We start from the raw sequence: 21,226 nt of genomic DNA, 5'->3' as shown, positions 1-21,226 counted from the left end.
CGGCTACGGCTCGCGGGCCGGACGATAGGCGGGCGCCTTGGTGGTCCCGGTGGGGCTCAGTGTGCGCAACAGCGGCAGTGCCCGGCGTGCGACCACGGTGGACAGCACGATGACGCTGTGCGAGCGCACCACCGAGGAGGTCCGGTCGATGCTCAGCAGCACGGCCTGCAACCCGGCGTGCGAGTCGGCGCCGATCCGGCACAGCACGTCGCCGGTGCCGGTGGTGGCGTAGGCCTCCAGCACGCCGGGGATGGCGTCGAGCTCGGCGGCCACCGCGTCCAGCGCGCCCTGGGCGATCTCCAGCGTGACGAACGCCTGCACGTCGAATCCCGCCGCGGTGACGTCGATCTGCGGGTCGTAGGAGGCGATCACGCCCGACTCCTCCATGCGCGCGATCCGGGACTGCACCGTGGCCCTGGCGACCCTGGTCCGGCGGGACAGTTCGAGAATGCCCGCTTTCTGGTACTCGTGCATCGCGGTGAGGATGGCGAGGTCGAGTTCGTCGAGCTTCGCCGATGTGCGCGCCATGGCGGCCTCCGTTCGAGCGCCGGGCCGGGCTTGCTGCCCGCCCCATCGATGCTATTCAAATTGTCCAGCATCCCGCGCCATTTGCTAGACGGATTCGCCACCGTGCCTATCCGGATTCGATGCTGTTGCCTATCCGGCGGACCGGGCGATTTCCTTGGACCATGACCATCGAGCACTTGCCGGGCGCCCGGTCCGGCGCCGTCCCCAGCGACGGCGAGCTACGCACGCTCGTGGGGTTGGTAGACCACGACGACAGCGGTGACCCGTTTCCGGTCATCGGGTGGGACGCCCTGGTCTGGGTGGTGGGCAACGCCACGCAGACCGCGCACTTCCTCGAGTCCGCCTTCGGGATGCGGCTGGAGGCGTACTCGGGTCCGGAGACCGGCAATCGCGACCACAAGGCGTTCGTCCTGCGCAGCGGCGCGGCGCGCTTCGTGATCACCGGAGCGGTGCATCCGGACAGTCCGCTGGTCGCCCACCACGATCGGCACGGCGACGGCGTGGTCGACATCGCCCTCGAAGTGCCCGACGTCGACCGGTGTGTCGCGTGGGCGCGCGCACACGGCGCGAAAGTACTGGTCGAACCGCACGACGACACAGACGACTTCGGCACGGTTCGCTCGGCCGCGCTGGCCACCTATGGCGAGACCAGGCACACCTTGGTCGACCGTTCCGGCTACTACGGGCCCTACCTGCCCGGCTATGTCGCCCGCCGCTCGCACTATCAGCGGCGCGACGGCGCGCCCACCCGGCTGTTCCAGGCGATCGACCACGTCGTGGGCAACGTGGAACTCGGGCAGATGGACGAGTGGGTCGAGTTCTACCGGCGGGTCATGGGGTTCACGAACATGGCCGAATTCGTCGGGGACGATATCGCCACCGAGTACTCGGCGCTGATGAGCAAGGTCGTCGCCAACGGAAACCACCGGGTGAAGTTCCCCCTCAACGAGCCGGCCGTCGGCAAGAAGCGCTCGCAGATCGACGAGTATCTGGAGTTCTACCGAGGTCCCGGCGTCCAGCACATCGCGCTCGCCACCGGCGACATCCTGACCTGCGTGGACGCCTTGCGCCGGGAGGGCGTCGAATTCCTGGAGACACCCGCCGCCTACTACGAGGACCCGGAACTACGCGCCCGCATCGGCCGGGTCCGCGTCCCGGTCGACGAACTCCAGCGCCGTGGCATCCTGGTCGACCGCGACGAGGACGGCTACCTGTTGCAGATCTTCACCAGGCCGCTCACCGACCGCCCCACGGTCTTCTTCGAACTGATCGAGCGCCACGGCTCCCTCGGCTTCGGCAAGGGCAATTTCAAAGCCCTGTTCCAGGCGATCGAACGCGAGCAGGAGGCCAGGGGCAATCTGTGATCGGGGCCGGCGATCTCGTCGAGCCTGTTCGGCGTGCGCGTCGGTAGAGTTCTTTGCATGCGGATCAAGTCGGCAGTCGGCATCGCGGCAGCCTTGGTGCTCGCACTGGCGGGTTGCGGTTCGGGGGAGGAGACCGAGGACTCGGGTCCCTCCCGTCCGGCGCCGAAAGTGGTGGCGCTCGGCCCGTTCGTCGGGGAGTGTGGTCACGTGACCGACGACGAGGTGCGCAATCTCGGTGGTCTCGGCCGGGTCTCCGGGGTGTTCCGCAACGCGGTCGGCTGCAACTGGCAGTCGGCCGGAATCGGTTCGCCGAGTATCACATTCGCTTCCTACCGGGGCAGTCCCATCGAACGGGAACGGGCGTGGGTGACCGTCAACGGCCGCGCGCCCGATCCGATAAAAGTGGGTGGGCGGGATGGCTTCGCCGCTTTGGATCCCAGCGGTGTGATCTGCGATCTGGCGGTGCAGCTCGGCGATGATTTCTTCGAGTGGTCCACCAACATAGGCTCGTTCGGGTCAGTGTCCGGCAATCCGTGCGACCGGAGCCGCGCTCTGGCCGAGCTGACTCTGCAACGGCTTCAGTGAGGGGTGGCGAGTGAACGTCGGCCGAGACCTGTGCAGGCGCGGCGCGGCCGCCGCCGCAGTGGTCCTCGCGTTGTCCGCGGTCGGGTGCGGCCAGGTGATCTCCGGAACCGCGCAGCCCGTGGGCGCAAGCCAGCCGGTCAACACCAGGCTGGACAAGCTGCTGCGGGAATGCGAGATCCTCTCCCACGACCAGATCGGCGAGGCGATCGGCGGGGGCGTCCAGGTCAGCGACTCCTTCTTCGGCGCGGTCTGCATGTGGGACCTGATCGGCGCGCCCGGCGGTAATGGGATGGCCACGCTCAACTGGTACGAGAACGGGACGCTGAGCAACGAGAAGCAGACGAACAACAAGCTCGGCTACGAAACCACCAACATCACAATCCAGAGTTCGCTGGCATTGCAGATCCGCAGGCCGAAGGACCCGGATTCCTGCGGTGTGACGGCGAGTGCGCCGGACAACGGCGTGATCGGCTGGTGGATCAACTACCGGCCCGGTTCGGGGCACCCGGATCCGTGCGACGCGGCGAAGAAGTTGATGGAAATGACCCTGAACCTGGCCAGGTAGACGATCCTCGAACCGACCCGCTTTGACCCTGTGTCCCGGCCACGGGTATCGTGGATCGCTGTGCCCGGAAGCTTGCGGGCAAGTTCGTGCGTGACCGTAGGCCAGCGAAAGCGGCCGACGACTCCAGCGTGCCCGGAATCAGGGCTCCGCGCCGCGCGCGACACGCCCGACCTCGGGACGCGAGAAACGTGGCCGGACGTGCGAGTGAAAGCTCGATGACAGCGGTGTGAACGACGGGCCCGAAGCGGAAGCTTGCCTCTGCGAAGGGCCCCGGGAGCGCCGCGAACTTAAAACAGACATGAAGTCCACACACCGCGTTAACTAATAAGGAAAGCCGGTCTATGCCAACCATCAACCAGCTGGTCCGCAAGGGTCGCCGCGACAAGGTCGCCAAGACGAAGACCGCGGCCCTGAAGGGGAGCCCGCAGCGTCGTGGCGTGTGCACCCGCGTGTACACCACGACCCCGAAGAAGCCGAACTCCGCGCTGCGCAAGGTCGCGCGTGTTCGCCTGACCAGCTCGGTCGAGGTCACGGCCTACATCCCGGGCGAGGGGCACAACCTGCAGGAGCACTCCATGGTGCTCGTGCGCGGCGGTCGTGTGAAGGACCTTCCCGGTGTCCGCTACAAGATCATCCGCGGCTCGCTCGACACTCAGGGTGTGAAGAACCGCAAGCAGGCCCGCAGCCGTTACGGCGCCAAGAAGGAGAAGAGCTGATATGCCACGCAAGGGCCCCGCACCCAAGCGTCCGCTGATCAACGACCCGGTCTACGGTTCGCCGCTGGTTACTCAGCTGGTCAACAAGATCCTGCTGGACGGTAAGAAGTCCACCGCCGAGCGCATCGTCTACGGTGCGCTGGAGCAGGCGCGGGAGAAGACCGGCACCGATCCGGTCGTCACCCTCAAGCGCGCGCTGGACAACGTCAAGCCGTCGCTGGAGGTGAAGCCCCGCCGCGTCGGTGGCGCCACCTACCAGGTTCCCGTCGAGGTCCGTCCGGGCCGCGCCAACACCCTGGCCCTGCGCTGGCTGGTCAACTTCTCGCGTGCGCGCCGGGAGAAGACCATGGTCGAGCGCCTGGCCAACGAACTGCTCGACGCCAGCAACGGCCTCGGCGCCTCGGTCAAGCGTCGCGAGGACACCCACAAGATGGCCGAGTCCAACCGGGCCTTCGCGCACTACCGCTGGTGACGTCTACCCGGCCCGCCGTCTGGGTCGGGAGGCACAGCCGGAACGCGGCACTCACCGGCCGCGTCCGGCGTTGACATAGAGGCGACCACAGGGTCGTCCCCGATAATCCCAACTAGCTACGAGCGGGGAAGATTTCCGTGGCACAGGACGTGCTCACCGACCTGAACAAGGTCCGCAACATCGGCATCATGGCCCACATCGATGCGGGCAAGACGACCACAACCGAACGCATCCTCTTCTACACCGGCATCACCTACAAGATCGGTGAGGTCCACGACGGCGCCGCCACGATGGACTGGATGGAGCAGGAGCAGGAGCGTGGTATCACCATCACCTCCGCGGCTACCACGTGCTTCTGGAAAGACAACCAGATCAACATCATCGACACCCCCGGGCACGTCGACTTCACCGTGGAGGTGGAGCGGTCGCTGCGCGTGCTCGACGGCGCCGTCGCGGTGTTCGATGGCAAGGAAGGCGTCGAGCCGCAGTCCGAGCAGGTGTGGCGTCAGGCGGACAAGTACGACGTGCCGCGGATCTGCTTCGTCAACAAGATGGACAAGCTCGGTGCGGACTTCTACTTCACCGTGCAGACCATCAAGGACCGCCTCGGCGCCAAGCCGCTGGTCATCCAGCTGCCGATCGGCGCGGAGGACACCTTCGAGGGCATCATCGACCTGGTCGAGAACAACGCGAAGGTCTGGCGCGGCGAGACCAAGCTCGGTGAGCAGTACGAGGTCGTCGAGATCCCGGACGACCTGAAGGAGAGGGCCGAGCAGTACCGCCAGGAACTGCTCGAGACCGTCGCCGAGTCGGACGAGGCGCTGCTGGAGAAGTTCTTCGGCGGCGAAGAGCTGACCATCGAGGAGATCAAGGGCGCCATCCGTAAGCTGACGGTGACCTCCGAGCTCTACCCGGTGCTGTGCGGCTCCGCGTTCAAGAACAAGGGCGTGCAGCCCATGCTGGACGCGGTCATCGACTACCTCCCCTCGCCGCTGGACGTGGAGGCCACCACCGGCCACGTGCCCGGCAAGGAAGAGGAGCTGCTCACCCGCAAGCCGAGCGCCGACGAGCCGTTCGCGGCCCTGGCGTTCAAGATCGCGGTGCATCCGTTCTTCGGCAAGCTGACCTATGTCCGGGTGTACTCCGGCAAGGTCGACTCCGGCGCCCAGGTCATCAACTCGACCAAGGGCAAGAAGGAGCGTCTGGGCAAGCTGTTCCAGATGCACTCCAACAAGGAGAACCCGGTCGGCGCCGCCTCGGCGGGCCACATCTACGCGGTCATCGGCCTCAAGGACACCACCACCGGTGACACCCTGTGCGATCCGCAGAACCAGATCGTGCTCGAGTCCATGACCTTCCCGGACCCGGTCATCGAGGTCTCCATCGAGCCGAAGACCAAGTCCGACCAGGAGAAGCTGGGCACCGCGATCCAGCGCCTGTCCGAAGAGGACCCGACCTTCTCGGTCAAGCTCGACCAGGAGACCGGCCAGACCGTCATCGGCGGCATGGGCGAACTGCACCTCGACATCCTGGTCGACCGGATGCGGCGCGAGTTCAAGGTCGAGGCGAACGTCGGTAAGCCGCAGGTGGCCTACCGCGAGACGATCACCAAGAAGGTCGAGAAGCTCGAGTTCACGCACAAGAAGCAGACCGGTGGTTCCGGCCAGTTCGCGAAGGTGATCATCGCGCTCGAGCCGTTCGTCGGCGAGGACGGCGCGCACTACGAGTTCGAGAACAAGGTCACCGGTGGCCGTGTGCCGAAGGAATACATCCCTTCGGTGGACGCGGGCGCCCAGGACGCCATGCAGTACGGTGTGCTCGCCGGCTACCCGCTGGTCAACATGAAGGTCACGCTGCTCGACGGCGCCTACCACGACGTCGACTCGTCGGAAATGGCGTTCAAGATCGCGGGCGCGCAGGCGCTCAAGGAAGCGGCTCGCAAGGCCGGTCCGGTGATCCTCGAGCCCCTGATGGCGGTCGAGGTCACCACGCCCGAGGACTACATGGGCGACGTGATCGGCGACCTGAACTCCCGCCGTGGTCAGATCCAGGCCATGGAGGAACGCAGTGGTGCCCGTGTCGTCAAGGCGCTGGTTCCGCTCTCGGAGATGTTCGGTTACATCGGTGACCTGCGGTCGAAGACCCAGGGCCGGGCGAACTACTCCATGGTGTTCGACTCGTACGCGGAGGTTCCGGCCAACGTGTCGAAGGAGATCATCGCCAAGGCGACCGGCGAGTGAGACCGTCGGGGCGAGTGCCACACTTGCCCCGACAGCCGGGCGTCAGTACGACCCCTTTTCAAGTAACCGCACTGCTGCAACTGCACGCACCAACAAGTCCAGGAGGACAAAAAAGTGGCGAAGGCGAAGTTCGAGCGGACGAAGCCGCACGTCAACATCGGCACCATCGGTCACGTCGACCACGGCAAGACCACGCTGACCGCGGCGATCACCAAGGTGCTGGCTGACAAGTACCCGGATCTGAACGAGAGCTTCGCGTTCGATCAGATCGACAAGGCGCCGGAAGAGAAGGCGCGTGGTATCACGATCAACATCTCCCACGTCGAGTACCAGACGGAGAAGCGCCACTACGCGCACGTCGACGCGCCGGGTCACGCCGACTACATCAAGAACATGATCACCGGTGCGGCGCAGATGGACGGCGCCATCCTGGTGGTCGCCGCCACCGACGGCCCGATGCCGCAGACCCGTGAGCACGTGCTGCTCGCCCGCCAGGTCGGCGTGCCCTACATCCTGGTCGCGCTGAACAAGGCCGACATGGTCGACGACGAGGAAATCCTCGAGCTCGTCGAGATGGAGGTCCGCGAGCTGCTGGCCTCGCAGGAGTTCGACGAGGACGCGCCGGTCGTGCGGGTCTCCGGCCTGAAGGCGCTCGAGGGCGACCCGAAGTGGTCGGAGTCGGTGCTGGAGCTGATGGCCGCGGTCGACGAGTCCATCCCGGACCCGGTTCGTGAGACCGACAAGCCGTTCCTGATGCCGGTCGAGGACGTGTTCACGATCACCGGTCGTGGCACCGTCGTCACCGGTCGCGTCGAGCGTGGCGTGATCAACGTGAACGAGGAAGTCGAGATCGTCGGCATCCGCCCGGAGAAGACCAAGACCACGGTCACCGGTATCGAGATGTTCCGCAAGCTGCTCGACCAGGGCCAGGCGGGCGACAATGTCGGTCTGCTGGTTCGTGGTATCAAGCGTGAGGACGTGGAGCGCGGCCAGGTCGTCGTGAAGCCGGGCACCACCACCCCGCACACCGAGTTCGAGGGCCAGGCGTACATCCTGTCGAAGGACGAGGGTGGCCGCCACACCCCGTTCTTCAACAACTACCGTCCGCAGTTCTACTTCCGTACGACTGACGTGACGGGCGTTGTGACCCTGCCCGAGGGCACCGAGATGGTTATGCCCGGTGACAACACCGAGATGACCGTCAAGCTGATCCAGCCGGTCGCCATGGACGAGGGTCTGCGCTTCGCGATCCGCGAGGGTGGCCGCACCGTCGGCGCCGGTCGCGTCACGAAGATCATCAAGTGATTCACTGAATCGCTGGGAACGGCGCCGCTCCTCGTGGAGCGGCGCCGTTCGCGTTTCCCGGGGGCGAACGGCTATGCAGATGCGCCGAGCGGAACGACGCCTTCGCTGCTGAGCTGGACGACCGTCCGCGAGAATTGCAGTGATCACCGGGGCGTGGGGGACGTCGCGGTGGTGACCAGCAGGCGGTGCAGCACCTGCGCGGGCGGTGCGGCCTGGGTGGCGTTGAGGACGACGTCGGTGAATGCCTCGGCCAGCGCGGCGGCGGGCTGGAACCGTCCGTGGTCGAAGCTGTGGCCGCTCAACCGCGACCGCCACTCCTGGAAGCCGGACACCGTGCGATTCAGCGAGCTCTTGTCCTCCGGGTTCAGCTGCGGCAGATACGCCGTGAGCAGCGCACGCTGCGCGGCCGCGCGAGCACGGAAGCGGCCTGCCCCGTCGAGCGCTCTGCCGAGTTCCCGCACGATCGACGAGTACACCGGCCGCCGTGCGCATCCCGGCGCGAGCAGGCCCGCGTTGTCGGCCGCGGTGACGGTCTGCCGCAATTGCTGCGGATCGGTGGCAGCACGCACCGCCAGCACGATACGTGCGGTAGGCAGCGCTTCGGCCGCCCCCGGAAAGTGCTGATCGGACGAATCGGGAGCGCCATCGGAGTTGCGCGCTGCGTCCGGTGTCGTGACCGAATCCCATTCCAGCAGAGCCGTTTCGCCGTCAGCCAGTTCCTCGATTCCGATGGCGCTCAGGGCTATCTGCGGGTATCGCGGCAGCACGTCGTCCACCGCGGCGACGATCTCGGTCAGTACCTCTACCGCCACGCCCGGCGTCTCGAAGCCGAAGGCGCGCACACCGTGGCGCTCGGCCAGTTCTCTGGCGAGACGTGCCGCGACCGACTCGGCGGTGGCGTTCACCTTCCGGTCCGGTTTCTCGTCCTTCTGGTCCGGTCGTGCGGTGGGTCGCCCGGGCATGCGCGGCGGAGAACCGGGTGTGCCCGCGTCCGGGGCGGACACTCTCGGCGGTCGACCGGCGGCGTTGGACCACGGCGTGCTCGGCCCGGCCGCGCCGGATCGCTTCGCGGCGGATTGCGTGGCAGCGGATGGCGAGCCAGCGGCTTGCCTCGTTTCGGCGTTGGCCCTCGTCCACGGGGACGACGGCCGATCGCCCGGCGCGGGACGGGTGAGCGCGGCATCCGCCTGACGAGCCGGGTTCACGCTGGGGCCGGGTAAGCCCGGCTGCTCGGTGCCGCGATGGTCGGCGCCGTTCGGATCTCCCCCGGCCTGGCCCGGCCGCTGACCGGAGGCGGGCCCGTTGCCGGGGGTGCGCGGGGTTTGCGCAGGCGGCGACGAGAGCGGTGACCGATCGGCCGGTGAGCCGGCGGCGGAAGCCGGTTGTCTCGGCGATGGCGCCGTGACGGCCGCAGTGGGTACGGGAGATCCCGCGAACGGCCGCACGGCGGTCGGTACGTCTGCGGCGCTGGGGTCGAGCCGATGGGTGGGGCCGGCGTCGACACGCACTGGAAGCGCGGCCGGATCGTTCTGGATTTCAGCGGCGGCGTTGTGGATACGCTGCCCGATGGCCCGGTCCTGGTTCTCGAAGTTCTCCGCGAGGTGGCGCAGATCGGTGCCGGCCTGCTGGAGTGCCTCGACGAGGCTGTTCAACTCGGTCATCGTCCGTTGGTGTTCCGGAACGTAGGATTCGGCGAACGCGCGGCCGGCATCGTCTTTGCCCCAGGGTTCGCCTTCCCCGGCCAGGGCAGCGCGCAGCTTCCGCACGGTAGCCGCCACATCCGCCCCGATCAGGTCGAACCGCGGTGCGTGATCGCGCAACTTATCCGGGTCGACCGCAAACTTCTCGCCCACACTTTCTCCCTACGCACTGCAATCCATTGTCGCGGCAGCACGGTCGCTTTTCTCGCCTACGGTGCGACTGCCGCTGCACGGAGCGTTGGATCGAGGCCGCTTCCCCGGCCACCCCGAAAGTATTGGCTGGCGGAATGCTGGATTCGGAGATGCGGGTTCGAATCGCTGCCTCGTCCAGTAGTTGCACTCTCAACAGTTCGGCACCATGCCACGAGTCCTGGCGGCCGGTATCTCTCCCGGTAGGCCCTATCTCCACAGCTGGGAATAGTGATCGCGGTCCGATATGTCTAGATAGTCTCGCAGCGACTGTGAGGGTGCCGGGAGGCAAGCTGCGATGGATTCGAGCGGTTTGCTGGCCGAGGTGCCCTCGGCTGTGCGGGAATTGGTCCTGGGCCATTGGCCGGAGACCGATGTCGATGGAATGCGTCGTAATGGTGACGCGTACCTGGTGGCTTCCGGTGAATTGAACAATTCGGCCGCCCGATACGAGACCGAGGCGGCGGGCACCGAGCAGGCCGTTGAGGGCGCCACATCGACGGCGCTGGCCGAACGCCATCGTGTGGTCGTGAAATCCATGCGTGATCAGGCGGCGGTGTGTCAGAGCCTGGGCAAACAGTGCCACGATGTGGCCGATTCGGCTGTGCAGACACAGCATCTCCTGATCGCGATGGGAATCGCGCTGGCGGCTCAATTGGCCTATGACGCGCTGCTGTTCTTCCAAGGTGGTGGCGCGAAGGCGTTGATCGACCGGATCGAGGCCGAGCGGGCGATGGCCGCTGCGGCTGCGCGACTGGCCGCGGAAGTGGGCGAGCGGGCGGTCGCGGGCGCGGCGGAACGAGCTGCGCTGCACACCGCTGTCCACGCGGCGAAGGTCGGCCTTCTGACAAGTGCCGCGATCAGTGGTGGCGCACAGCTGTGGGATCTGAAGGACGGCGTGCGCGACAAGTTCGACGTGGGCGCCTTCTTGGAAATGCTCCTCGGTGGCGTGGTCGGCGGCGTGGCGGGTGCGGAGGTCGGGCGCAGGCTCGCGCCGCGCGTGCTGGGCTGGACGCGCGGCGGAGCGATCAGTCCCTCCGGCCGGCTCGCCGCGCATTTGGGCGGCACGATGTTGCTCGGCGGCGCGGGCGGCCTCGCGGGCGGTCTGGCCGGCGCGGTGCCCTCGGTGTTGATCCACATGGACGAGATCCACAGCCTCGGTGATCTGTTCAAGATGGTTCGCGAATCCGCGATCACCGGCTTCGGCAGCGGGTTCGTCGGCGCGGCGGGTAGTGCGATCCGGGTCCACGCCGCAGGCCGCAACGCGGTGCGTTCCGAAAGTGACGCCCCTCGACTCGGTCTGCGCCACTGGGAATTCGCGTCGCGCGTCAATGAGCTGTTGAGCTCGGGTGAGCCACCGAGGGTGGAGGCGATCGAGCGCTTCAGCACCGAAGGCAAGTCGGCGAAAGTGGTGGAGCGGCTCGTCTTCCACGACGGCACCGAGGTGATCCACAAGGTGGTCTCCGATCCGCAACACGCACACGCGGAATTCTTGAGTTCGCTGGTCGGCGACGCGGTGGGCGCACGGGTGCCCGCGGTGCATGTCATCGGCGACCACGTCTACCTGGAGGTGGTGCCCGGCACGGTGGCGGCGGAGACGTATCCGCGAAGCGCGTTCCCCCAGGAGGTCCTCAGCGGTCCTGCGGGAATGCGCCAGGGCGTCATGGACGTGCTGATACGCATACCCGATCGCAATGGCGACAACTGGATGGTCGATCCGGCCGGGAATGTGTGGGGAATCGACCACAGCCGCGCATTCGAGAACTTCACCGATGCGCAGTATGTCGTCGGGCCCTTCGCGGAGAACTTCCTGCGCTACGGAGACAGCTTCGAAATCTTGTGGAACGACCACGCTCTCACTCGCCCGGAGCTGCACGAGATCCGGCAGCGGGTCGAAGAGCTGAGCCCGGTCTTCCACGCCGCGGGCCGCCGGGACTGGTACGACGGGATGCTCCAGCGGATGACCGCGTTGGAGGAGCATGCCGCGGGTGGCGGTGACGCCGGGCGCGGGGTCCTGCCGCCCGTGTCACCGCAGTCCCCCGGCTCGGCGCCGGGAGTCGTCCCTGGTGAAGGCCGGGCGGTGTCCGTCACGCCACGACAAGACCGGCCGCCCGGGACCGACGCGTATGGGCGCAACGGCAGGCCACCCGCACCGCGCGGTAACGAGGTCAGCGGCTCGGCTGTCGCGCCACGCGGCCGCAGTGACCAGCCGCCGCCGCTGCCACGGAATGCCGATGGTCCGCTCGTTCGGCAGGAGGAGCTGACGCCGCGGGTTCCGGTCGATGAGATGGCCTCGGACGGTCGGCCGCCGGTGCGGGACGATTCGCGTGTTCCGGACGAGTCGAGGCCGCGTCCTCCGGTCGATGAGGCCGACCCGGCCGGACGGCGGTCGGCAGCGGATGAGGCTCCTGCGGCGCAGGAAGAGCCGACGCCCCGCGCCCGGACCGACGAACCGACGTATGACGGCCCGCCGACACGGCCGCAGCCGCGCGTCGAGCTACACGACCAACCGGCGAGCCAGGACCGATACCGGCTCGCGGCGGATGCCCCTCCCGCCGGATTCACCCAGTTCTACCGCCATCCCGACGGTGGCTACGTCGACATGGTGCTGACCGGCCCCGACAACGCGCGCCTTCAGCTTCGCCTGATTCCAGGCCAGGAGTACGTGCTCGGTCGTGGTGACGGCGCGCTGTTGGAAAACATGGCCGGAGACAGAGTTTCGCGCCGCCACGCGACCATAACGGTGGACGAGCAAGGCCATGTCCTGCTTCGAGACGACAACTCGATGAACGGCACCTTCGTCGACGGCAAACAGCTGACCGGCGGTCGCTGGGTGCGGATCTACGACGGCCAAGACGTCATGTTCAGTCGCGATCTGGAACTCGGCGTCACATTCCAGCGTCAGATGGCCGAAGTGCGACTGTTCGGCAACGACGGACCCGTTCTGAAGCTCCACCGCGGCCGGGAGATCGAGATCGGTCGTGCGATGGTGCACCCCGAAGCGCTCGGGCGCGACAGTATCTCGCGACGCCACGCGATCGTCGGCATGGATGAGAACGGCCGGGTATGGATCCGGGACGCTGATTCCAGCAACGGCACCCGAGTCAACGGCGATCGGCTCGGCAGCGGCGAGCGCCGGGTACTGGAGCCCGGGGACGACTTGCGCCTCGGCTGGTATGACAGTACGGCGCAATTCGTCCCGACGGATGCGACGACCGAGGTCGATCCGGTCCGCGTGCGAATCGGGAGCGGCGCGGGCGCGACACCGGTGCGGCTCGCGCCGGGAGAAACGGTCGTGATCGGTACCGACCAGAACTCGCCGTTCGCGTCTCAGTTGCGCGGGATCCCCAATGTCGGCGAACGACACGCGACTCTCGGCTTGGACCACGACGGCCGCGTGTGGATCCGGGACCACCCGGGTTCCGAAGGGGTATGGGTCAACGGGGACAGGATCGCTTCGAACCAAAGAGTGACCCTCACCGAGGGCGACAATCTGGGGATCGGTCCGGATTACGTCGGCACCGCCCGCATCGGCGGCGAGGCGCCAACCCAGCATCCACCTGCCGAACTGCATTTCGATCCCTTCGAGCGCAAGCTTCCGCTACGCCTCGCGCCGGGCCAGGAGGTGTCCGTCGACACCAGTCAACTCAACGGCCATGCGATGGTGATCGGAAGACCGGGCCGGGAAGTCGTCGTCGGGCGCGATCTCGACGGTCGTGTTTGGGTGCGCGACCCGGACGGAGACAGCTGGATTGGAACCAAGGTCAACGACGAGACCATCCCGGCGGGGGAGAAGCGGTACCTGAACGCCGGAGACAGGGTGACCTTCGGCGAGGTTTCCACCAGACTCCACGTGGGCGAGGAAGCGCCGCTGCAGTTGAGATTGTCCGATGACGAGAGTCTGCCTCCGCTCAGCCTGCGGCGTGGCGAGGAGCTGGTGATCGGCCGTGGGCAGGACTCGCCGATGGCGGACCATCTTTCCGAGAACACCACGGTGTCGCGCCGTCACGCCACCATCTACCGCGACGAGTACGGCGACGTTTATTTGCGCGACGAGAACTCGACCAGAGGGACCTGGGTCGAGAACGTCAAGGTCGATCCGGACGTGCCGGTGCGCCTGCGCCCGGGTGACCGGATTCGTCTCGGCGATTGGGTGGGCGCGGCGCGATTCGAGGACGGCTTCCGGGAAAGCGCTCCGCGTGCATTGCCGGTGAAGCTCAACAACGTACACGGCGACGTGTCTCTGGACTTGGCACGTGGTGGCGAGCCGCTGCTGCTCGGCCGGGACAGCACGGAACTGCCCGACAGTCTGTCCCGCGCGAACGAGATATCCCGTCGGCACGCCAGCCTCGGCGTCCATCCCTCCGGCCGGGTCTGGATCCGTGACGAAGGATCGACGAACGGCACCTACGTCAACGGGAAAGAGGTCAAGCCGGGGACGAAGGTCATGCTGCATCCGGGCGACAGCGTGCGGCTCGCGGACGCGTTCGAGTTCGTCGTCGCCTATCCGCCTCCCGACGGCGGCGCATTCGTGAACATCATCGATCGGACACCCGAGACGTTGCGGATGGTCCAGGATATCGCTCGCGTGCCCAGCCACATCTACGCGCGCGTCAGCGAGCACATGAACGCGGTTCCCGGGGGTGGGATCATCATCGGAAATCGCCCGATGCTCGAACTGCCCGGTACTGAAAGCCTGGCGGGCAGCTCCCCGTACGGCCGCAAACCTGGGACCAGTTGGAACACCGTGCGAGGCGTATACCTGGGCGGCCCCCGGCGCATTGTGATCAACTCCGGTGGGAAGGGCGGTAGCCTCAACGTGGTCCTGCACGAATTCGGGCATGCCGTGGATGCGGCGTACGGCACCGGTGGGAAATGGCTCAGCGATTCGCAGGGGTGGCGCGACTTGCACTCGGCGATGCTCCAGTCCATCGGCAAGAGCAAGCGGTGGAACAGTTACTACGATGAACCCAGCGAAGCGTTCGGCGAGGCGTTTTCGGCGTGGCTGCACGGTCCGCAGCAGCTTCGGGATTTCGCTCTCGGTGACCAGCAACTCGCGAACCGGCTGAAGGATTATTTTGACGGCGTATTCCGATGACACCAGCCCGCCCATGCTCGCCGAGGACGGCGAGACGATCCTGGTCCGCTTGCGCGGCCGGACCGAGGACGGCGTCTACTACAGCGGCTTCGAGGAGTTCCATCCCGGCGACCCCGGCTACGACGAGATGCTCCCGGTCGCGAGAGAGAATCCGGTCTCGGAGTCGGAGCCCCCGGAGCGGCCGATAGACGAAGACACCTTGGCCCGCATCCTGCGGGAAGCAGGATTGGACGGGATGGACCTCGGCAGCGAGTAGCTGTGCTTTGGGCACGACACGCAAAGCGCGGGCAAGTGGTCGGTCGGCGAGCACCTTTTCCGGATGACGCAGCGGTGGGCGATCAGCAGGCGTAAGCGCGGCCGACAGCCGGTTCGCGTTCGGCCTCCGGAAGTTCGTGCAGGCAGCCGAGCGGGACGACGCCCTCGCTGCTCATCTGCACGCCACTGCCCGTAGTGGGGTTTACGCAGGTGAGGCCTGTCGTCGCCAGGCGGCATAGGTATTCGCCGAAGGTGACCATGCTGTCGTATGGCAAGGTCGGGCCTTCGCCGTGAATGAAAAGCCCTGGGTCACCTCGGAATTGGCCCACCGTCAACCGCTGACCGGAGTAGGTCACGTATCCGCCGAACCACTGTCCGTAGCCCTCACCCGGCGCGGGCGCCGGGTTTTTCAGCTCGATCATGCAGTCGAACCCGTCGAAATCGAACTCGACTCCGGTTATGCAACTGATCTTGTGGGTCGGGCTGACGAACGCGATATCGCCCCGCAGATCGGTCACGGGTCCACCTTCGATAGTGGCGGAGTGATAGGCGGCGAGATCTATTGGCGACCCCTGCTGGACCCACGCGATCCGGTCCCGCAAGCCGTTCGCCGATGCCTGCGCCGGTGGACTGGTCGACTGCGCCGGGCCCGCCACCGGCCGCGGATTGCCCGACATGCTCTGCGAACACGCACTGACCACCAGCACCACGCCTACCAAGACCGCCAAACGCATACCGAGGACAGTAGTCATTGCGCGCTAGAGGTTCGTGTCGGTTCGGTGGCCTGAGCAGCCTCGGGCGAAGGCGCGGCCGATGCGGGACCTGGCCGCTTGCGGGCCATGCCGCTGGCGAGCGGTCGCACGCGGGAAGCGTCAAGCGCAGAGCCAATTGAATAGCCAGTTGGATGCTGAATCTCGGGATGTGCGCTAAATCGGTTGGCCAAATCCCGCTGATTGCAGGATTTGGCGGCAGAATGTGGTGATGGGGACATTTGCCCGATTATTGCAGACTGTGGTTGCCGGGGCGCTGGTCGCGGTAGTCGGTCATGGCGTCGTGGCCGCCCCCGCTGCGAGCGACGCCCATATTCAGTTGCCCTGGCTGACGTCTGAGCCGGACGCGGTGCAGGCGTCGGGAGCAGCGCTGGCGGACGCAATCACCGGCACAGTGCTGTGGTCGCGACAGCCGAACGCCCCGGTCCCGATAGCCAGCATCACGAAGGTGATGACGGCACTGGTCGTGCTCAACGCCGGCGACCTCGACCGGGCCATTACCGTGCCGCAAGAAGCCATCGCCTACTGCACCGAGTACGACGGAAGCGACGCAGGCCTGGTCCCCGGCGAGGTGCTCACCGCGCGACAGCTCCTCTACGCGGTGATGTTGCCGTCCGGCTGTGACGCCGCCTATGCCCTCGCCGAGGCCTACGGCCCCGGTCGAGACGGCTTCATCGCCGCAATGAACCACACCGCGCGTCACATGGGCCTGGTAGGAACACATTTCACCGACCCCAGCGGGCTGCCCGCCCCCACCGACCACTCCACCTACTCCACACCGGCAGACCTGGTGGCTCTCGGTCTGCGCGCGATGAGCCTGCCGGTGTTCCGTGAGATCTCCGGGTCGTAGAGCTATCACGTGCCCGCCGGGCCGGCCAACCGCGCTCACTCGTGGCAGACCACGAACCGGCTGCTGCGCGACTATCCCGGCACCATCGGCATCAAGACCGGATGGACCGACGCGGCGGGAACCTGCCTGCTGTTCGAGACGGTCAGGGCGGGAATACCGCTGATCGGTGTCGTCCTGGTCGAAATCCTCGTCATGCTGGTCGTCATGGTGGCAACAGTGCTCGTGAATTGAGGCCTGCTGCGCGCGCCGAGGTCCGTTCGGTCCGCGGGCAATCCGGTCTCCGGTCTTCTGCCCGTGCTCGGCGACGATTCCTTCACACTATCGGCGGTTTTGCTACGCTTGCCGAACTTCCCCGGAAGGCTTCGACGCGTGCAAGGGATTGCGGAAACCGGTCCGCTCGGCTGGGCCTCAGTGCGGATTCTGACGCCCACAGGTGATGTGGTCGGCGCGGGATTTCTGGTGCGGCCCAGTCTGATCGCGACGTGCGCTCACGTCGTATCGGCCGCGCTGGTTGGGGAAGCGACGGACAGCGAAGTGCCCGAAAAGCCTGTGCGCGTGGACTTTCCGTCGGTGAATGCCGCAGTTCCGATGCTCGCCCGGATCCGGCACTGGTCCCCCATTCGCGAGGACGGGCGCGGCGACATCGCCATCCTGGAGCTCCTCGATGCGCCTCCGGATTCCATCGCACCGCTGCCGTTCTGGCCCGCGGGCCAGCCCTGGGGTGGGGAGTTCCGGATGTTCGGATTTCCGGCCGAGATGCCCGGCGGTGTCTGGGTGTCCGGCGAGTTTCGAGCCCCGCAGAGCCAGGGCTGGGTGCAGCTGCAGGCAGCGACCGGTGGACAGCCCATCACCGAGGGGTTCAGCGGCGCCGCCGTTTGGGACACCGAGGCGCACGCCGTGACCGGAATGGCGGTCGCCGCCGACCGCCGCCGCTACACCCGCACCGCGTTCATGCTTCCCATCGATGAGGTGCTGCGGCTGAATCCGGCGCTGCTGTCGAGTCCGTATCGCGGTATGGCGCCGTTCGACGAGGAGCACGCGGAGTTCTTCTACGGGCGGGACGACGATATCGCCCGGGTGCGGGAGACGCTGCGGCAGACCGGTTTCGCCGCGGTGGTCGGACGTTCCGGTACCGGGAAGTCCTCGTTGATCCGAGCCGGGGTGATACCGCGATTGCGGCAGCAGGGGTGGCAGGTCGCCGCATTCCGGCTGAGCGGCGACGCCACGACGGAATCCGGTGTGCGTGCGATCGGCTCCGGCATCGCCGCGGACGAGCCACTGTCGACCTGGTTGATCGAGCAGGCCGCGCCCGACGCCGCTGACGCGGCCCGACTGCTGCAACAGCTTCCGCCACAGGGCACGGTGTTGTTCGTCGACCAGTTCGAAGATCTGGCCGTGGCGGCCCCGCGGCAGGCCCGTGCGCTATTGCAGGCGTTGCTCGAACTCACCCGCGCCGACACCGAGGGACGCCTGGCGATCGTGCTGACGTTGCGCTGGGACGCGCTGGATGACCTACTCGACGCCGAGATAGCCGAATTCATCAGCAGCACAACGGTTGCGGTGGCACCGCTGGGACGTGCGCAGCTGCGCGACGTGATCAGCCGCCCCGCCGCGCGTGCTGGAGTGGTGCTGGACGACGCGGTGGTGCAGCGGCTGATCGAGGGTGTCTTCGACCAACCCGGCGGTTTGCCGTTGCTGGCGTCGGTGCTGTCGGATCTGTGGGATCGGCATACCGGCGGCCGGATCACCCTCGCTGATTACGAAAAAGTCGGCAGCGTGGAAGTTTCCATTGCCCGGCGGGCCGATCAGGTCATGGCGCAGTTCACCGATCCCGCCGAGCGGGCCGACGCGGAACGGCTCCTGAAGCTGCTCGCGGTGCCGACCTCGAGCGGCGCCGGATTCCTTCGAGCGGTGCTGCCGATGCGGGAGTACCCCGAACTCCGCGGTGTGGCCGGACGGCTGGCGCTCGACCGCCTGGTTGTCGTCGGCCGCGACAAGAACGGCGCGGATACCGTCGAGCTCGCACACCAAGCGCTCATCGACAACTGGGAACGGCTGCATGACCTGCTGCAGTCCGACCGCGACTTCCGCGCCTGGCAGCAACACCTCGCGCAGGACCTGGACAACTGGGAACGGCGTGGTCGCGAGCACGACGCGCTGCTGCGCGGTACCGCTCTCGAGACGGCGAAGGACCTGCTCGAGGCTCGGAAATCCGACGTGCCGCAGGCACATCAGGAATTCATCGCGGCCAGCCGCCGGCTGCGCGAGCGGGAGGTGCGGCGCCTGCGGGTGGTGGCCGCAGCGCTCACCGTTCTGGTCGTCGTGGCCACGTCGATGGCGGTGGTCGCCTACCGGAGCAGTGCGGCTCGCGCGGCGCAGTTGCGGCTGCAGGCGGGGCGCAGCCTCGCGGCGGAATCCATGCGGGTGGCCGACTCCGACCTGGACAAGGCGCTGCAATTCGCGCAGGCCGCAGCGCGGAATGCGCCGGACGACGAGATGGTGCGGACAGCGCTGCTGTATCAGCAGGTGCGGTTGTCGTCCGTCACGGATTACCGGACCGACCTGTGGCGCGGCGCGACATTCGGGGCGGCAAGTGGCGACGGGTCCGAGGTCGCGGTCGCCGAGGGCCGCGACGTCACAGTCTGGGCCGGTCTGCTCGGCGATGAGCCGATGCCGTGGCGACTTCCACCGACCGCCGGGAAGGTCGCTTCGCTGAACCTGAGCCGGAACGGCTCCGCGCTCGCCGTGGTTACCGACGATGGTGCGGTCGCCGTCTGGGATGTTCGAAACCGCACGGGTCCTGCGTCGGTCCGTCCGCCGGAGCCCGCACCGCTGCTGCCCAATGGCGTGTCGACCGGCTGGGATCAGACCGCGCGCTGGCTCGCGGTGCGACTCAACCGAGCGCAGGTCCAACGGGCGGAGCCGCAGCAGGCCCAGCACACCGACCTGCTGGAGGTGTACGACATGGCCAGTGGCGGGCCCGTTCTGGCTTCTTCCCCGCCTCCGCTGGGAGATTTCGCCCAGTTTCCGGACTACGTCGACCCGACCGGCACCATGATCGCGATGCGCGAGTCGAAGATCGGGACCACGCGCAACGTCGTGCGCGACGCCAGGACCGGACAGCAGATTCGGGAATTGCCGGCCGGTAAGATCACCTCGACCGGCCTGATCGCCGGTTGTTCCGACGACCAACTGGTCGTCTCGGACGCGCTGACGGGGGCCGAACGTCTGCGGGCGCCGCGCGGCTCGGGCTCGACGACAGAGGACTGCAAGTGGGCCGTCGATAGCAGTGGACGGTACGCGTGGTCGACGAGCATCCTCGCCGGCGATACGCTCGGCCAGACCCACCTCATCGACCTGCGAACCGGCCGGGCCTTCGTCGTCCAAACAGCCACCCCTCGGGATATGTCGGCCACGGTACTGGTCGCCCCCGCCGACGACGGCCCGCGGCTGGCACAGTTCACGCCGAGTGGCCTGCTCCGCTTCGCGCCTGCCGTGGCGATCTCGGACATGAACGTGTTCGCCGGACCGGCCACCGAACAGCGGATTGTCCAGTGGAGTCCCGACGGCTCGTTCGTCGTGGAAATCGCATGCGGTTCAGAAGATGCGAACGCAACGGTGCGCGTCGTCGAAATGACCCCCGTCATAAGGGAAGTCGCGCGTATCACGGTGACCCTTGCCGTGCCTGGTTCGATTCCGCCCGAATCTGCCTACCGGATCACCGCCGACCGGAAGCACTTCATCGTGGCCGGTGCGACGGGAGGCATCACCATCTTCTCGCTGCCCGGACTGGCTGTCGAGCAACGTATTTCGTTACCCGTCCCGCCCGAACTCGGCCCTGGACTGCGGCGACCGACATCAATCATGCAGCCCGGCGACGACGAGTTGGCCTTCTTCCACGCGGGCTCGGTCACCCGGTGGCGGATCAGCGATGGGAAACAGCTCGGCCACACCGTGCGGACTTGGCGCGACATCGACGAACTGGTGTGGATGGTACGGGCCGGCGCGCAGGCGGCCCTCGTCCCGACGCACAACGACCAGTACTTCACCGAGAACATCGACGGCGATACCGTCCGGGCCCTGGATGACGGACGAGTACTCCGCTCGGTACCCGTCAAACCGATCGATCGTGGCAAGAGGCAGGATGCCTTCGTCAGCCCTGCCGCTCCACAGATATACATCAGGTACGAGTCCGGGGAAGACACTGTGGAGAACTTCGACAGCGGTATGGAATCTCCTTCTGCACAACCGTTTCCGTCGGGCAGCGGGGTTGGCATGACCGACGATGGCCTGCTGGTGGTCGATCACCTCGGGACACTGGAGATCTGGGACTTCGATCGCAGCGCAAAGATCTTCGATGTGAAGATCCCGGACCAGCGGTACGGGGATCTCTCCGGAGATGCCCTGTACGCGCTGAATCCCGGCAGGTACTCCGGCAGCGGAGGTGTCGGACGGTACTCGATCAATCTCGACCGCGATGACGTACTGGGACGGCTCTGCGCGATCAGCGACCGCGAGTACACCCGGGCCGAACGGGACGAGCTGCCTGTGGGCGCCGACGACACCCCGCCCTGCCGCGGGATCTGACG

At 66.9% G+C, this 21,226-nt stretch carries 13 protein-coding genes and 1 pseudogene; 11 read left to right on the top strand and 3 right to left on the bottom strand.

The window, feature by feature from the left end; translation table 11 throughout:
* Positions 1-3 precede the first annotated feature (3 nt).
* Positions 4-528 carry an Lrp/AsnC family transcriptional regulator gene (locus NA8_RS26400; RefSeq protein WP_063053055.1) on the bottom strand — a complete coding sequence of 175 codons (525 nt, stop codon included), beginning with the start codon at positions 526-528 and terminating at the stop codon, positions 4-6.
* 161 nt (positions 529-689) lie between these two features.
* Here NA8_RS26400 and hppD point away from each other — a divergent pair, with 161 nt between their 5' ends.
* From hppD to tuf, 7 genes are all read left to right on the top strand, one after another.
* A complete protein-coding gene (gene hppD, locus NA8_RS26395; protein WP_063053054.1) occupies positions 690-1,892 on the top strand; it encodes a 4-hydroxyphenylpyruvate dioxygenase in 1,203 nt (400 codons plus the stop codon).
* A gap of 57 nt (positions 1,893-1,949) precedes the next feature.
* Positions 1,950-2,477: a DUF3558 domain-containing protein gene (locus tag NA8_RS26390; protein WP_063053053.1), complete on the top strand. Its 528-nt coding sequence runs from the start codon at positions 1,950-1,952 to the stop codon at positions 2,475-2,477.
* A gap of 10 nt (positions 2,478-2,487) precedes the next feature.
* Positions 2,488-3,042 (top strand): DUF3558 domain-containing protein, encoded by a 555-nt coding sequence (locus NA8_RS26385; RefSeq protein WP_063053052.1) that lies wholly within the window; start codon positions 2,488-2,490, stop codon positions 3,040-3,042.
* 341 nt (positions 3,043-3,383) lie between these two features.
* Complete coding sequence (rpsL, locus tag NA8_RS26380; RefSeq protein ID WP_039801925.1) at positions 3,384-3,758, top strand: 30S ribosomal protein S12; 375 nt, start codon at positions 3,384-3,386, stop codon at positions 3,756-3,758.
* A 1-nt stretch (position 3,759) separates the two neighbouring features.
* Positions 3,760-4,230 (top strand): 30S ribosomal protein S7, encoded by a 471-nt coding sequence (gene rpsG / locus NA8_RS26375; protein ID WP_014353063.1) that lies wholly within the window; start codon positions 3,760-3,762, stop codon positions 4,228-4,230.
* Positions 4,231-4,367: 137 nt separating this feature from the next.
* Positions 4,368-6,470 (top strand): elongation factor G, encoded by a 2,103-nt coding sequence (gene fusA / locus NA8_RS26370; RefSeq protein ID WP_063053051.1) that lies wholly within the window; start codon positions 4,368-4,370, stop codon positions 6,468-6,470.
* A 114-nt stretch (positions 6,471-6,584) separates the two neighbouring features.
* Positions 6,585-7,775, top strand: a complete 1,191-nt coding sequence (tuf, locus tag NA8_RS26365) for an elongation factor Tu (RefSeq protein ID WP_063053050.1) — start codon at positions 6,585-6,587, stop codon at positions 7,773-7,775.
* Between the two features lie 143 nt (positions 7,776-7,918).
* On the opposite strand, the gene NA8_RS26360 is transcribed toward tuf, so the two are convergent.
* Positions 7,919-9,628, bottom strand: coding sequence for a WXG100 family type VII secretion target (locus NA8_RS26360; protein WP_063053049.1), 1,710 nt, complete (start codon positions 9,626-9,628; stop codon positions 7,919-7,921).
* A 334-nt stretch (positions 9,629-9,962) separates the two neighbouring features.
* Between NA8_RS26360 and NA8_RS26355 the strand changes: the two genes are divergently transcribed.
* A complete protein-coding gene (locus NA8_RS26355) occupies positions 9,963-14,762 on the top strand; it encodes an FHA domain-containing protein (protein ID WP_063053048.1) in 4,800 nt (1,599 codons plus the stop codon).
* On the top strand, positions 14,743-15,018 hold the full coding sequence (locus tag NA8_RS26350; RefSeq protein ID WP_157106935.1) for a hypothetical protein: 276 nt from the start codon (positions 14,743-14,745) through the stop codon (positions 15,016-15,018). The genes NA8_RS26355 and NA8_RS26350 overlap by 20 nt, the downstream gene beginning before the upstream one ends.
* Before the next feature lie 82 nt (positions 15,019-15,100).
* Here the strand turns inward: NA8_RS26350 and NA8_RS26345 are convergent, their stop codons facing one another.
* Positions 15,101-15,751: a hypothetical protein gene (locus NA8_RS26345; RefSeq protein WP_063053046.1), complete on the bottom strand. Its 651-nt coding sequence runs from the start codon at positions 15,749-15,751 to the stop codon at positions 15,101-15,103.
* 247 nt (positions 15,752-15,998) lie between these two features.
* Here NA8_RS26345 and NA8_RS26340 point away from each other — a divergent pair.
* Both NA8_RS26340 and NA8_RS26335 read left to right on the top strand, forming a co-directional pair.
* A pseudogene (locus tag NA8_RS26340) lies at positions 15,999-16,868 on the top strand (D-alanyl-D-alanine carboxypeptidase family protein).
* A gap of 63 nt (positions 16,869-16,931) precedes the next feature.
* Positions 16,932-21,224: an nSTAND1 domain-containing NTPase gene (locus tag NA8_RS26335; RefSeq protein ID WP_369690269.1), complete on the top strand. Its 4,293-nt coding sequence runs from the start codon at positions 16,932-16,934 to the stop codon at positions 21,222-21,224.
* The last annotated feature ends 2 nt before the right edge of the window (positions 21,225-21,226 follow it).

The sequence above is a fragment of the Nocardia arthritidis NBRC 100137 genome (assembly GCF_001612765.1).
GTDB classification, from domain to species: Bacteria; Actinomycetota; Actinomycetes; order Mycobacteriales; family Mycobacteriaceae; genus Nocardia; species Nocardia arthritidis.
The sequence above is the reverse complement of the archived record's forward strand: the minus strand, read 5'-3'. Positions and strand labels throughout refer to the sequence as shown.

What these genes read in the sequence shown, in the direction of transcription:
- NA8_RS26400 (WP_063053055.1), bottom strand. Translation starts at nt 528, where the DNA reads ATGGCGCGCACATCGGCGAAGCTCGACGAACTCGACCTCGCCATCCTC.
- hppD (WP_063053054.1), top strand. Translation starts at nt 690, where the DNA reads ATGACCATCGAGCACTTGCCGGGCGCCCGGTCCGGCGCCGTCCCCAGC.
- NA8_RS26390 (WP_063053053.1), top strand. Translation starts at nt 1,950, where the DNA reads ATGCGGATCAAGTCGGCAGTCGGCATCGCGGCAGCCTTGGTGCTCGCA.
- rpsL (WP_039801925.1), top strand. Translation starts at nt 3,384, where the DNA reads ATGCCAACCATCAACCAGCTGGTCCGCAAGGGTCGCCGCGACAAGGTC.
- rpsG (WP_014353063.1), top strand. Translation starts at nt 3,760, where the DNA reads ATGCCACGCAAGGGCCCCGCACCCAAGCGTCCGCTGATCAACGACCCG.
- NA8_RS26355 (WP_063053048.1), top strand. Translation starts at nt 9,963, where the DNA reads ATGGATTCGAGCGGTTTGCTGGCCGAGGTGCCCTCGGCTGTGCGGGAA.
- NA8_RS26345 (WP_063053046.1), bottom strand. Translation starts at nt 15,751, where the DNA reads ATGCGTTTGGCGGTCTTGGTAGGCGTGGTGCTGGTGGTCAGTGCGTGT.